Here is a 12,304-nt window from a genome sequence, read left to right on the forward strand (position 1 = left end):
GTTTTACCATTCGAACCACCGTTCTGCTGAAACGGTGCTGACATCATTTTTAAAGGAGCGCATTCATGGCTGTTGGTCTTGGTCCTTTGCCAACGTTGCACCCGGTTGCCGGTTTTGAACTCGGTATCGCCTCGGCCGGCATCAAGCGCCCGGGGCGCAAGGATGTTGTGGTCATGCGCTGTGTCGAAGGCTCCACGGTTGCCGGCGTGTTCACCTTGAACGCCTTTTGCGCCGCACCGGTGATCCTGGCCAAGCAACGCGTACAAGGCCCGGTGCGTTACCTGCTGACCAATACCGGCAATGCCAACGCCGGTACCGGCGAGCCAGGCCTGGCTGCTGCCGAGCGCACCTGCGCCAGGCTGGCCGAGCTGACCGGTGTCGATGCCAGCCAGGTGCTGCCGTATTCCACTGGTGTGATCGGCGAGCCGCTGCCTGTGGAGAAAATCGAAGGTGCGCTGCAAGCCGCCCTCGACGACCTGTCGATTCACAATTGGGAAGCTGCCGCCACCGGCATCATGACCACTGACACCCTGCCCAAGGGTGCCAGCCGTCAGTTCCAGCACGACGGCGTGACCATCACCGTTACCGGCATCAGCAAAGGCGCCGGGATGATTCGCCCGAACATGGCGACCATGCTCGGCTACATCGCCACCGACGCCAAGGTTTCCCGCGACGTACTGCAAAACCTGATGCTCGATGGTGCCAACAAGTCGTTCAACCGCATCACCATCGACGGTGATACGTCGACCAACGACTGCTGCATGCTGATTGCCACGGGGCAGGCCGCGCTGCCGGAAATCACCCGCGCCGAAGGCGAGTTGTTCGCCAAGTTGAAGCAGGCGGTGTTCGAAGTGTGCATGGACGTAGCCCAGGCCATCGTTCGTGACGGTGAAGGCGCGACCAAGTTCGTCACCGTTGAAGTCAACGGCGGCGGCAATCACCAGGAATGCCTGGATGTCGGTTACACCGTGGCTCACTCGCCGCTGATCAAGACCGCATTGTTCGCTTCCGACCCGAACTGGGGCCGTATCCTGGCGGCCGTAGGTCGTGCCGGTGTGCCGAACCTGGACGTGAGCAAGATCGACGTATTCCTCGGCGACGTGTGCATCGCCAGCCGTGGCGCGCGCGCGGCGACCTACACCGAAGCCCAGGGCGCAGCGGTGATGCAGCAGGAAGAAATCACCATTCGCATCGAGTTGGGTCGTGGCGATTGCAGCGAAACCATCTGGACCACCGACCTGTCCCATGAGTACGTGAAGATCAACGCCGAGTACCGTACTTGATCTCTCGTTAGATCTAGTCGCTGCTATCGCGAGCAAGCTCGCTCCCACAGGGATTCTTGGTGCTCACACCCTTTGTGTTTCACCTTCACCACTGCGGGAGCGAGCTTGCTCGCGATGGCGGTCTGTCAGTTGCCAACTAGACTGGCCTGTCCCCCCATCAAAAGGTCCCGAATATGAGCCTGCACCTGATCATCGGCGACAAACTGTTATCTTCCTGGTCCCTGCGCGGCGCCCTGGCTCTGGATCTGACCGGCGCGGCCTACACCGAAGAATTGATCAAACTGAACCAGCCGGACACTCGCGAGCGCCTGCTCAAGCATTCGCCGACCGGCAAGGTCCCGCTGCTGAAAACCGAACACGGCACCATCGCCGACTCCCTGGCGATTGCCGAATACCTGGCCGAACAGTTCCCGGCCGCCGACCTCTGGCCCAAAGACACCGCTGCTCGCGCCCAGGCGCGCTCGGCGTGTGCGCAGATGCACAGTGGATTCTTCGCCATGCGCGGCAATATGCCGTTCGACCTGAGCCATGACGCCCCTTTGTCGCCGGTCCCGGCTGACGTCCAGGCCGACATCGAGCGCATGTCGGCGTTGTGGGCCGAGTGTCGTGCCGCCGCGACCGAGAGCGGGCCGTACCTGTTTGGCCGCATCACGTTGGCCGACGCGTTCTTCGCACCCATCGCCGTACGCCTGCGTACCTATCGGGTGAAATTGTCCGCGGCTGACGAAGCCTATGTTGAAACCCTCTACCAATGGTCAGCCTTCAAGACCTGGCAGAAGGCCGGACTGGAGGAGGTCGAGCGGTGAAACGAGTACATGTCGCCGCCGCCGTTATCCGTGATAACAACGGCAATATTCTCATCGCCCGCCGTGCCGATACCCAGCACCAGGGTGGTCTGTGGGAATTTCCCGGGGGCAAGGTCGAGGCCGATGAGTCGGTCGAAACCGCACTGGCCCGCGAACTCCATGAGGAGCTGGGCATTGTGGTCAGCGCGGCGCGCCCGTTGATCAAGATTCGGCACGATTACCCGGACAAGCAGGTGTTGCTGGATGTCTGGGAAGTCTCGGCGTTCACCGGCGAGCCCCATGGTGCCGAGGGCCAACCGCTGGCCTGGGTTGCACCTCGTGATTTGTCGAGTTACGAGTTCCCTGCGGCCAATCAGCCGATCGTCGCGGCCGCGAAATTACCTGCTCAGTACCTGATCACCCCGGAAGATCTGGAAGCGCCGGCCATGCTGCGTGGTATTCAGAAGGCCATTGCCAGCGGCGTCAAGCTGATCCAGTTGCGTGCACCGAACGGTTACGATCCGAAGTATCGCGACCTGGCTGTCGATGCGGTGGGGCTGTGTGCCGGCAAGGCACAGTTGATGATCAAGGGGCCATTCGAATGGCTGGGCGACTTCCCGTCCGCGGGCTGGCACATTACCTCCGCCCAATTGCGCAAGTACGCAGCGGCTGGCCGACCGCTACCGGCATCGCGCTGGCTGGCGGCGTCGTGCCATAACGCTGAAGAGCTGGCGCTGGCGGAGCAGATGGGGGTGGATTTCGTGACCCTGTCACCGGTTCAACCCACCCAGACTCACCCAGACGCCGAACCCTTGGGTTGGGAGCAGGCGTCGAGCCTGATCGAAGGGTTCAGCAAGCCGGTGTTCCTGCTCGGTGGTGTTGGCCCGGCCGAGGTCGAGAAAGCCTGGGCGGCGGGAGCACAGGGAGTGGCGGGAATTCGGGCGTTTTGGCCTGAGGCGTGATTCTGTGTTGTAGCTTCTGACGCCATCGTCGGAGCGCCGCCCGGAGCAAGCTCGCTCCCACAGTGGATTTGTGGCGCACACAAAACCTGTGGGAGCGGGCTTGCCCGCGAAGGGGGCCTGACAGGCGCTGGCTAAACCTCAGGTTTCGCCGCAGGCTGCCAAAGAATCTCGGCAATCCCCTGGCGCTTGGCAATCAACCGCGCGGCGACAAACAACAGGTCCGACAACCGATTGATGTAGGCCAGGCCAACCCCGGCCAACGGCTCGATCGCATTCAATCGCTGGCAGCGCCGTTCTGCGCTACGCGCCAGGCTGCGGCAGACATGGGCCTGGGCAATCAGCGTCGAGCCGCCGGGCAAGATGAAGTTTTCCAGCGGTCCCAACTCTTCATTCCAGGCATCGATCGCAGCTTCCAGGCGTTCGATTTCCGCTGCATTCAATGCTTGATACACCGGCATCGCCAGTTCGCCTCCGAGGTCGAACAATCGGTGCTGGCAAGGTGCCAAAACATCGATCACTTCCTGCAATCCTGCAAAAGTGTGCGTTTGCGCCGCCAGTCCGGCCAGCAACACGCCTACCTGGCTGTTCAGCGTATCGACTTCGCCAATGGCCTCGATCCGTGGGTGATCCTTGGGCACGCGGCGTCCGTCGCCCAGCCCGGTCTCGCCTTTGTCGCCAGTGCGGGTGTAAATCTTCGACAAGCGAAAGCCCATGGTTACCTCGATAGCAGGTTGAGTTCTGGCGAGACAGGTGGCGTGCTCGCCAAGGGCAGGCGCAAGGTAAAGCACGTGCCTTGGCCCAGGGTCGATTGCACTTCCATCTGCCCCTTGTGGTTGTTGGTGATGATGAAATACGACACCGACAGCCCAAGGCCGGTACCCTGGCCGATTTCCTTGGTGGTGAAGAACGGCTCGAAGGTGCGTTTGCGTACGCTTTCACTCATGCCGATGCCGTTGTCCTCGACCTGAATTTCCGCCCATGGCGGGTTGAGCCGGGTGCGCAGAATGATCCGTCCCGGCTCGCTGTCGTCTTCGCGCTGGTGGATGGCTTGCGCGGCGTTTTTCAACAGGTTGAGCAGCACTTGTTCCAGCTCGTTGGCGGTGCCGGGGACGGGGCCCAGTGCGGGGTCGAACTGACGAATGATGGCCTGGCCTTTGAAATCGAAACCGATCGCCAGGTCGAAATCGTTGCCAGCGATCTCCACCGCCTGATCGATCAGGGCAGGCAGGTCGCACGGGGCCATCTGGCGTGTGCTGCGACGGCTGAAACTGAGCATGTGGGTGACGATTTTCGCCGCCCGGGCACCGGCCTGCTGGATGCCATCGAGCAACTGCGGCACCTCGCGGATTTGCAGATACTGGTTGACCGTTGCCAGTTCGATGCCGGCCTGTTCGGCTACCTCGAGGTTCTTCGGCAGATCGGGAGACAGGCGTCGGCGAATGTTTTGCACGTTGTGCAGGATTGCCCCCAAAGGGTTGTTGATCTCGTGGGCCATGCCGGCGGCGAGACCGCCGACCGAAAGCATTTTTTCCGACTGCACCATCATCTCTTCCAGGGACAGGCGCTGGGTGATGTCGTCGATCCGGATCACCACGCCCCTCCCTGCACCGCCCATCAACGGATAGAAAGTCAGGGCGTAGTGGCGGGGCTCTTCGTCCTTGAGCCAGGTGACACGTTCGATTTTGGCCACTGTGTGCTGTTCGACCGTTTGCTTGAGTTGCGGCAGGAACGGCTTGAGCGGTTCGAAGGCAAGGAAGATCGGCTGGTTCAGGGCTTCGTCGAGGCGAGTGCCAGACAGGGCGCTGGCTTCCTGGTTCCATTGCGTCACATAGAGCTGTTCGTCGAGTGCGATCAGTGCCGACGGCATGGAGTCGATGATGCTGTTGAGGTAGTTCTGGAAGCCGGTGAGTTTTTTCTCGATCTTGCTGCGCACCTGGACTTCGAGCTCCAGCTTGCGGTTGGTATGGCGGGTTTCTTCCGCCAGGCCCTGGGCCTGGTCGTAGGCAGCCTGGGAATCGTCCCTGGCGCGTTTGAGTTGCTGCTCTCGGGCCTCGATCCGCGAGAGCATGGTGTTGAACGCTTCGGCGAGGCTGCCGATTTCATCGTGGTTGCCTCGCGAAGCACGCAGTGCGTAGTTTTCCTCACGGGTTACCTGGCGGGACAACTCTTCGAGCTGATGGATCGGTCGGGTAATCAGGCGCTTGATCTGGCGGGCGATGATCAGCCACAGCAGCACACTGAAAGTCAGAATCCCCAGGCTGGCCGTCAGGGTCCCGGTGTAGAACGCCACCGGCAGTTCACTGCTGGCGACCAACAGCAAATGCCCGGGTGCGGTTCCGGGGCGGGGCAGGGTGATGACCTGGTTGCTGCGAAACTCGGTCACTTGCCAGTCTTCGATATGTCGGAACCGTTTCGGCAACTCCAGTTTGTCACCGCGCTGCAGTTGTGCCAGCTGTTCGCCCTTTCCGTCATACAGGACTGCCGCTCGCAGCGGTGAGTAACTGTTGAGTTCGTTGAGCAAGCGTTCGGCGCTTTGTGGCGATTGCAGGGCGTCGGACACCAGGCTCGGATTCGATACCAGTCGGCCGATGGTCTGCAGGGCCTGTGGCGCCATGCTTTCCTGGGAAATGTAGTAGGCGGCGCCGATAAAGGTCAGGTTGGCAACCAGCAGGACGGTGATCATCAGCACCAGCAGGGCAGCCAGCAGTTTCTGGCCGACGGGCAGGTTTTCAAGGCGCTGGCGCAATGGCATCGGATTCATCGCAGAAAAGGAACAAGTGGCCAGCGTAGCCGCTGCTCAGTCGCTGGGCAATCCAAGGCTTTGCAGGCGAGCAATCAACCTTGACTCAAGCTGATTGAGGTGAGGCAGGTTCAGTTGATGGCGCCCGGCCACTTTGCAGGCGTAGCCCAGCAGGTAACTGATCTCTGTGCGGCGCTGGCTGGTGACGTCCTGATGCATCGAGGAGTAATTGGCTGCGGTGGCATGTATCACCCGTTCGACTTCCTGTTGAAGGTTTTCGGCGGCTGCCGGCTGACCGCAACGCTCGAGCAACTCCACCAGTTCACCGCACAGGGTGGCGACTTCGCAGTGATGTTGCTGTAAGCCGCCATTGCGGCAATCGTGGAGCACCGTCAGCGGATTGATTGCGCAGTTGAGGGCGAGTTTGCGCCACAGCCGGGTCAGGATATCGGTGCTCCACTCGTGGGGGATGCCGGCAGTGCTCAGGTCGTCGAGCCAGATCGGCGCAACCGGATGGCTCGCATCCCCCAGCCAGGTGAAGCCATGCCCGGCAAAAACCACGCGCCAATCGCCGTCGCGGAAGGCGCCCTCGGTGCTCGACGCATAGATGCAGCGTGCTTGCGGAACCTGTGCGGCCACTGCGTCCTGGCTGCCCAGGCCATTTTGCAGCAGGATCAGCTCGGCGCCGGGGGCCAGGCGGGGCGCCAGTCGGGCCACTGCGCTTTCGGTATCGTAGGCTTTACACGCTACCAGCAGTCGGTTGATCGGCTGCGTGCTGTCGGCTGTCTCGGCGGGCACGGCATAGTGTTGCGCCTCGCCGTGTTCCACCAGTGTCAAACCACCGGCCGCCTCATAGGCCTGTAGCCTCGCGGTGTCCCGCAGGATCAGCCTCACCGGTACGCCAGCCCGCGCCAGGCGTGTTGCCCATAATGTGCCGAGGCTGCCGGCGCCCAGAACATGCCAGGTGGTGGACATCAGCTTTTTGCTCTCTTTAAGGCGTGCATCGGCAGCTCGCAGTGAATGATGGGAAAGACCCGTTATAATCAGCGCGGATTTTAACCGCAAGCCAGGCGTGCTTCATCGGCGCGCCTTTACATTGGAGAGATTACATGCCGTCGTTCGACGTGGTATCCGAACTGGACAAGCACGAGGTCACCAACGCGGTCGAGAACGCCGTCAAGGAACTCGATCGTCGTTATGACCTGAAAGGCAAAGGCAGCTTCGAGTTCAAGGAAAAAGACCTGACTGTCAACTTGACCGCGGAAGCGGATTTCCAGCTCGAAGCGATGATTGAGATTCTCAAGCTGGCCCTGGTCAAGCGCAAAATCGACGTGCAGTGCCTTGAGGTCAAGGACGCGTTCGCTTCGGGCAAGCTGATGAAGCAGGAAGCCGTCCTCAAGGAAGGCATCGACAAGGAACTGGCGAAGAAAATCGTCGCTCACGTCAAAGACGCCAAGCTCAAGGTCCAGGCCGCCATTCAGGGCGAGCAGGTTCGTATTACCGGCAAGAAGCGTGATGACCTGCAGGAAGCCATTGCTGTGCTGCGAGCCAAGGAATTCGGTATGCCGCTGCAGTTCAACAACTTCCGCGACTAACCTGAAGGCGGGAACCTATTGACGTTCACGACGTCGGAGGCCCAGGCAACGGCAGAAACGATTGAGCCCGTCACGGTTCGATCTTTCTGCCGCTTTTTTTACGCAACCCTCATAGCCGGAAAAAAGGAGTAAGCAGATGGACTTAAGTGCTGAGGTAGACAACCTGGTCAAGGTTTCCCAGACCTGGATCCCGATGATCATGGAATACGGCAGTCGTGTACTGCTGGCGGTCATCACCCTGGCCATCGGCTGGTGGCTAATCAACAAAGTCACGAAAAAGCTCGGCAGCCTGATTGCCTTGCGCAATGCCGACCTGGCGCTGCAAGGTTTTATCAGCAGCCTGGCGAACATCATCCTCAAGATCCTGCTGGTCATCAGCGTAGCCTCGATGATCGGTGTGGAAACCACTTCGTTTGTCGCGGCGATTGGTGCAGCGGGCCTGGCCATTGGCCTGGCCTTGCAGGGCAGCCTGGCGAACTTCGCCGGCGGCGTGCTGATCTTGCTGTTCCGTCCGTTTCGTATCGGTGACTGGATCGAGGCTCAGGGTATCGCCGGCACCGTCGACAGCATCCAGATTTTCCATACCGTGCTGCGTACCGGTGACAACAAGACCATCATCGTGCCCAACGGCAATCTGTCGAACGGCATCATCACCAACACCAATCGTCAGCCCACCCGTAAAGTGGTGTTCGATGTAGGTGTTGATTACGAAGCGGACTTGCAGAAAGCCCGTGAAGTATTGCTGGAACTGGCCAAGGATCCCCGTGTATTGCTTGACCCAGCGCCTCAGGCAGTTGTTTCGACATTGGGTGACAGTTCCATCACTGTTTCCCTGCGTGTCTGGGTGAAGACAGCAGATTATTGGGATGTGATGTTCATGTTCAACGAACTGTCCCGTGATCACCTGAGAAAGGCTGGCATCGATATTCCATTTCCACAGCGGGTTATTCGCGTGGTTCAGGAATCAGCAGTGCAGTAACAGGCCTTGCAATACATGTCTGACTTTTCGGTCAGGCATTTATCCCAGTTGTTCAATAATTGAGCAATTTGCACAGGCAACAAAAAAGGCCCATCCGAAGATGGGCCTTTTGTTTTGTTACCGCAAACTAACTGGATGCGATTACAAAACCGACAGCGGGTAGTCGACGATGAAACGGAACTCTTTCACGTCACCTTCACCTTCGTCAGCGTTAGCGAAGTGCCATGCTTGACGAATACGGAAGGACAGGTCTTTTGCCGGGCCAGACTGAACAACGTACTTGGCTTCGAAGTTGGTTTCGTTGTGCTTGCCGTCTTCGCCATACAGACCAGCGTAAGGGCTGCCTACTGGAGTTTTGGTGCCGTCGATATCCCAGCCTTTAACGTAACGGGTCATGAAGCTCAGACCTGGAACGCCGTACTCAGCCATTTTCAGGTCGTAACGAACCTGGGCAGATTTCTCGCCAGGGGCGTTGAAGTCAGAGTACTGGATGGAGTTGGCGAGGAAGATCGAGTCGCCGCCGCGGTTGTTTTTGCCCACACCGATGTAGTCGAACGGAGTGTCACCGTTAACCTTCTGGAAGGCGAGGGTGATGGTGTGTGCTTTCAGGAACGAGAAAGCGGCTGCCAGGGAGTAGGCAGTGTTGCTGATCTCGCCAGCTTTGGCATCACCAGTGTCTTTGGTGTTGTAGATGTTACCGTCCAGGTTCAGCGACTCGTCGCCGCCCATTGGGATGGTGTAGTTCAGGTTGGCGTAGTACTGGTTCCAGATGTCTTCCAGCTTGGCCGCATACAGCGATGCCGACAGGTTGTCGGTGATGCCGTATTTGCCGCCGAAGTAGTCGATGCTGTTGGCTTCTACGCCGGCGTAGGTTGCAAACAGGCCGCCATCACGAGCGTTACGGTCCTGGCTGGTCGCCGAGTAGAAGTGGCCGCCTTCGAGGTCAAGGTCTTTGACTTCGCTGCTCTGCAGCTGGATGCCGCTGGCAGTTTGAGGAAGGATACGGGAGCCGCCAACCGCGAACACCGGAGCGGTGCTTGGCTGCATGTCGCCGACTTTCAGCTCGGTCTTGGAAACGCGGAACTTAACAGCGCCACCGGCTTTGCCCTGGCTGTTGTTGACTTCGCCGTCGGCATCGCGGCTCATGTTGCCGGTGCCGCCGGTGCCATCACCGCCGTCCAGTTTGATTGCCAGGTAACCGAATGCATCAACACCAACACCGATCAGGCCTTGGGTGTAACCGGAGCTGAAGTTGCCCCAGATGCCTTGGGTCCAGTCTTTCTGGTCGCTTGCGCCATCTTTGCGGTCACGGTTGAAGTAGTAGTTGCGAACCAGCAAGTTCAGGGAGCTGTCTTCAACAATACCTTTGGCTTCAGCCTGGTCACTTACGAAAGGGGCGGCCGTAGCCAATTGGGTACTGGCTGCTGCTGCAACTGCCAGTGCGATCATGCTCCACTTCATCACGCGCATCGTGATTTGCTCCTTTGGTTTTAGAAGAGTACTGCCGTCCCACCTGTTTTATTATCTGGGCGGCTCTTTCTTTTTGTGTCGGCGCAAACTTATATCACGCCGACAATGTTGGCGATACTTGCGTATCTAACCTTTCGCGTTCTTTACGACCCTGTCGCAAACAGCGTGGTAGATGTCGCAAATTTCGAGCTCCAACGCAACCGGGCTGACAACTTTAATGCTGTTTTTCGAGCCTTGGCGTCGGCAAAAAGAGTCCTGGTGAAACGTTTGAATCTCCATCGGGCTACCTTGCCACTGTCTTTTTTTGCCTGAAGGCCTCCGCTTCCAACGGGTGCCACTCAGGTGATAATGGGTATGAATGCAACAAACATGCACAAATCTGGTTTTGTTACGCTTTTTTTTCCAATTGACTGCCTGGTGCTGTAAAAACCTCATGAAACCGGGGGGTTCAAGCGCATTTGGTCTGGGCTTGACGCCTTGCCTTGCATCATGTTGGATCCCTCAACTCGACTGTCTGGCAACCATAAATGTTACCGGTTCACCCCGCCAGTGAGTAAATGGCGGATGTCGAAGCGTTCAGCGTAGACCCACTGTGCGGTTTTGGTGCAAATTTTTTTTGCCTGGTGTTGATTCATCCCTGTCGAGCGCTTGTCTGAAGCGAACTTTCTCTTTCCGGTCAGTCATTTTGGCGCTTTTTGCCGGAAAGCCAGTTCTGTAATAGTGCGTGGCGGTGAAAAGTGTCTCATCCGGGGGCGGGCTGTCAGTCTTTCGTTGGCGCTTGTGGCCTCCGTGCAAGGTTCGTCGTGAAGCGCGCGCCGTTCGCAGGTATGCTGCCGTCCGGTCGCTTGGTGCGCTGTCCCGTCTGGATGGGCGCTAAGCTGAAAAATGATGACCCGGCGGGAGTACGCGCAGTGTTCGCTCTAGATCCACGACTTCAACAAGACACGTTACCGATCGGGGACTTCCCGCTCTGCCGGTTGCTGTTGTCCAACGATTCGAACTATCCCTGGTTCATCCTGGTACCTCGTCGTGAGGCTATCAGTGAGATATTTCAGTTGGATGTCGCAGACCAGCAGCAGCTTTGGCAGGAAACGACGGTGCTTTCGCAAGTGCTCAAGGACTCGTTCGATGCGGACAAGTTGAATGTTGCGGCGTTGGGCAATGTTGTCAGTCAGTTGCACATGCATGTGATCGTGCGCAAGCGCGAAGATGCCGCCTGGCCGGCGCCGGTTTGGGGTAGGCATCCGGCAAAACCCTACAATTCGGAGCAGATTGCCGTCATTCGTGAACGTTTGCGCTTGATTTTGACCGATGATTTTACGTTTCTGGAGGGCTGAGCCATGAGCCTGGAAGAACGCGTTACCGACCTTGAAAGCCGCCTGGCCTTTCAGGATGACACCATCCAGGCATTGAACGATGTACTGGTCGCGCAGCAACGGGTGGTCGAGCGTCTGCAGCTGCAAATGGCTGCGCTGCTCAAGCGGCAGGAGGAGATGGTCGGCCAGTTCGAGTCGTTCGAAGAAGAAGCGCCGCCACCGCACTATTAAGCAATATGCAGGCATTAAAAAACCGCGGACAGCCAGGCTGTGCGCGGTTTTTTTTGCCTCGAATCAGCGGCGCGGAAGCGCGGCGATCACATCTTCGGCTTGCAGGCCCTTGTCACGATTCATGACAGAGAACTCCACGCGCTGGCCTTCGACCAGGACGCGGTGGCCTTCACCGCGAATGGCTCGGAAGTGGACGAAGATATCGTCGCCGGAGTCGCGGGAAATGAAGCCGAAGCCTTTGGAGGTGTTGAACCACTTGACGGTACCGGTATCGCGGTTGCTCATGTCGTAGCTGGGCGAGGCGGCGGCCGGTGACGATTTGTAGAAGCTGACACCCAGGTGCAGGGCAACAGCGATCACAGCTGCGACCAGGCTGAACAGAACGGCTGGTTGGCCGGCGATGACGGGCATCGGTGCGATCAGCGTCAGGGTTTGCAGGACTACCGACAGCACCAGCAGGGCGCTTGCCAGATTCTGCAGTTGGTGGCGCGGGCCCTTGTTCCAGTAAGGGATGACAGGTGCAAGCGTGAGGTTGAGCAGGCCGAAAAAGGCCAGGTACAGCGCGTCAGGTTGTTGCAGGTAAGGTAAGGCTTCGGAGTGCAGGCTAGGGATGAAGGACAGCAGCAAGGCCGCTGTACCTATCAACAGATGGACGATTTTCAACATTTTAATTAACTCACGTTAAGACAGCTCACAAGGAAGAGCTGATGGCGCACGGTTCGCTTCAAAACAATGAAAGAGGCGTTGGACACGTGCCCGATATCAGCCTATGCGCCATGCCCCGAAAAATAGGCACTGGCGACACGCTGTCTATTTAACAGCAAAGCCGCAGGCTACTCAAATCAGGGCGTCCGGCGGCACTTTGAGCGAGATTTGCTGCAGGTTGCCCGAAGTTTCGCTGGGGTTTCCTGCTCTCGATGCCAATTCCGTCCAGGCGCGGCTT

Annotated in this window: 12 protein-coding genes; 7 read left to right on the top strand and 5 right to left on the bottom strand. The window is 58.7% G+C overall.

Annotated features, from left to right (window positions below; translation table 11 throughout):
- Positions 1-65: 65 nt before the first annotated feature.
- The 3 genes from argJ to CAG47_RS07350 all read left to right on the top strand — a co-directional run bounded on the left by argJ (position 66) and on the right by CAG47_RS07350 (position 3,030).
- Positions 66-1,283, top strand: coding sequence for a bifunctional glutamate N-acetyltransferase/amino-acid acetyltransferase ArgJ (gene argJ / locus CAG47_RS07340; protein WP_007990760.1), 1,218 nt, complete (start codon positions 66-68; stop codon positions 1,281-1,283).
- A gap of 173 nt (positions 1,284-1,456) precedes the next feature.
- The gene (locus CAG47_RS07345) at positions 1,457-2,089 is read left to right on the top strand and encodes a glutathione S-transferase family protein (protein ID WP_085724232.1); all 633 of its coding nucleotides are present in this window, start codon (positions 1,457-1,459) and stop codon (positions 2,087-2,089) included.
- Complete coding sequence (locus CAG47_RS07350; protein WP_085724233.1) at positions 2,086-3,030, top strand: Nudix family hydrolase; 945 nt, start codon at positions 2,086-2,088, stop codon at positions 3,028-3,030. Before CAG47_RS07345 ends, CAG47_RS07350 begins: the two co-directional genes overlap by 4 nt.
- A gap of 131 nt (positions 3,031-3,161) precedes the next feature.
- On the opposite strand, the gene CAG47_RS07355 is transcribed toward CAG47_RS07350, so the two are convergent.
- The 3 genes from CAG47_RS07355 to CAG47_RS07365 are packed head-to-tail and all read right to left on the bottom strand — an operon-like array spanning position 3,162 to position 6,745.
- Positions 3,162-3,743 carry a cob(I)yrinic acid a,c-diamide adenosyltransferase gene (locus CAG47_RS07355; protein WP_085724234.1) on the bottom strand — a complete coding sequence of 194 codons (582 nt, stop codon included), beginning with the start codon at positions 3,741-3,743 and terminating at the stop codon, positions 3,162-3,164.
- 2 nt (positions 3,744-3,745) lie between these two features.
- On the bottom strand, positions 3,746-5,782 hold the full coding sequence (locus CAG47_RS07360) for a HAMP domain-containing sensor histidine kinase (RefSeq protein ID WP_085724235.1): 2,037 nt from the start codon (positions 5,780-5,782) through the stop codon (positions 3,746-3,748).
- A 45-nt stretch (positions 5,783-5,827) separates the two neighbouring features.
- Positions 5,828-6,745, bottom strand: coding sequence for a putative 2-dehydropantoate 2-reductase (locus CAG47_RS07365; RefSeq protein WP_085724236.1), 918 nt, complete (start codon positions 6,743-6,745; stop codon positions 5,828-5,830).
- Positions 6,746-6,879: 134 nt separating this feature from the next.
- On the opposite strand from CAG47_RS07365, the gene CAG47_RS07370 reads away from it, so the two are divergent.
- The gene (locus CAG47_RS07370) at positions 6,880-7,365 is read left to right on the top strand and encodes a YajQ family cyclic di-GMP-binding protein (protein WP_007977344.1); all 486 of its coding nucleotides are present in this window, start codon (positions 6,880-6,882) and stop codon (positions 7,363-7,365) included.
- Between the two features lie 136 nt (positions 7,366-7,501).
- Positions 7,502-8,344, top strand: coding sequence for a mechanosensitive ion channel family protein (locus CAG47_RS07375; RefSeq protein ID WP_085724237.1), 843 nt, complete (start codon positions 7,502-7,504; stop codon positions 8,342-8,344).
- A 141-nt stretch (positions 8,345-8,485) separates the two neighbouring features.
- On the opposite strand, the gene CAG47_RS07380 is transcribed toward CAG47_RS07375, so the two are convergent.
- Positions 8,486-9,814 carry an OprD family porin gene (locus tag CAG47_RS07380; RefSeq protein WP_085724238.1) on the bottom strand — a complete coding sequence of 443 codons (1,329 nt, stop codon included), beginning with the start codon at positions 9,812-9,814 and terminating at the stop codon, positions 8,486-8,488.
- A gap of 911 nt (positions 9,815-10,725) precedes the next feature.
- Here CAG47_RS07380 and CAG47_RS07385 point away from each other — a divergent pair.
- Positions 10,726-11,151, top strand: coding sequence for an HIT domain-containing protein (locus CAG47_RS07385; protein WP_085724347.1), 426 nt, complete (start codon positions 10,726-10,728; stop codon positions 11,149-11,151).
- A gap of 3 nt (positions 11,152-11,154) precedes the next feature.
- On the top strand, positions 11,155-11,361 hold the full coding sequence (locus CAG47_RS07390) for a SlyX family protein (protein ID WP_007977339.1): 207 nt from the start codon (positions 11,155-11,157) through the stop codon (positions 11,359-11,361).
- Between the two features lie 63 nt (positions 11,362-11,424).
- Here the strand turns inward: CAG47_RS07390 and CAG47_RS29220 are convergent, their stop codons facing one another.
- On the bottom strand, positions 11,425-12,027 hold the full coding sequence (locus tag CAG47_RS29220) for a cold-shock protein (protein WP_085724239.1): 603 nt from the start codon (positions 12,025-12,027) through the stop codon (positions 11,425-11,427).
- Positions 12,028-12,304 lie beyond the last annotated feature (277 nt).

It is taken from the genome of Pseudomonas sp. R37(2017), from assembly GCF_002113375.1.
Lineage (GTDB): Bacteria > Pseudomonadota > Gammaproteobacteria > Pseudomonadales > Pseudomonadaceae > Aquipseudomonas.

What these genes read in the sequence shown, in the direction of transcription:
- argJ (WP_007990760.1), top strand. Translation starts at nt 66, where the DNA reads ATGGCTGTTGGTCTTGGTCCTTTGCCAACGTTGCACCCGGTTGCCGGT.
- CAG47_RS07345 (WP_085724232.1), top strand. Translation starts at nt 1,457, where the DNA reads ATGAGCCTGCACCTGATCATCGGCGACAAACTGTTATCTTCCTGGTCC.
- CAG47_RS07355 (WP_085724234.1), bottom strand. Translation starts at nt 3,743, where the DNA reads ATGGGCTTTCGCTTGTCGAAGATTTACACCCGCACTGGCGACAAAGGC.
- CAG47_RS07360 (WP_085724235.1), bottom strand. Translation starts at nt 5,782, where the DNA reads ATGCCATTGCGCCAGCGCCTTGAAAACCTGCCCGTCGGCCAGAAACTG.
- CAG47_RS07365 (WP_085724236.1), bottom strand. Translation starts at nt 6,745, where the DNA reads ATGTCCACCACCTGGCATGTTCTGGGCGCCGGCAGCCTCGGCACATTA.
- CAG47_RS07370 (WP_007977344.1), top strand. Translation starts at nt 6,880, where the DNA reads ATGCCGTCGTTCGACGTGGTATCCGAACTGGACAAGCACGAGGTCACC.
- CAG47_RS07375 (WP_085724237.1), top strand. Translation starts at nt 7,502, where the DNA reads ATGGACTTAAGTGCTGAGGTAGACAACCTGGTCAAGGTTTCCCAGACC.
- CAG47_RS07380 (WP_085724238.1), bottom strand. Translation starts at nt 9,814, where the DNA reads ATGCGCGTGATGAAGTGGAGCATGATCGCACTGGCAGTTGCAGCAGCA.
- CAG47_RS07390 (WP_007977339.1), top strand. Translation starts at nt 11,155, where the DNA reads ATGAGCCTGGAAGAACGCGTTACCGACCTTGAAAGCCGCCTGGCCTTT.
- CAG47_RS29220 (WP_085724239.1), bottom strand. Translation starts at nt 12,027, where the DNA reads ATGTTGAAAATCGTCCATCTGTTGATAGGTACAGCGGCCTTGCTGCTG.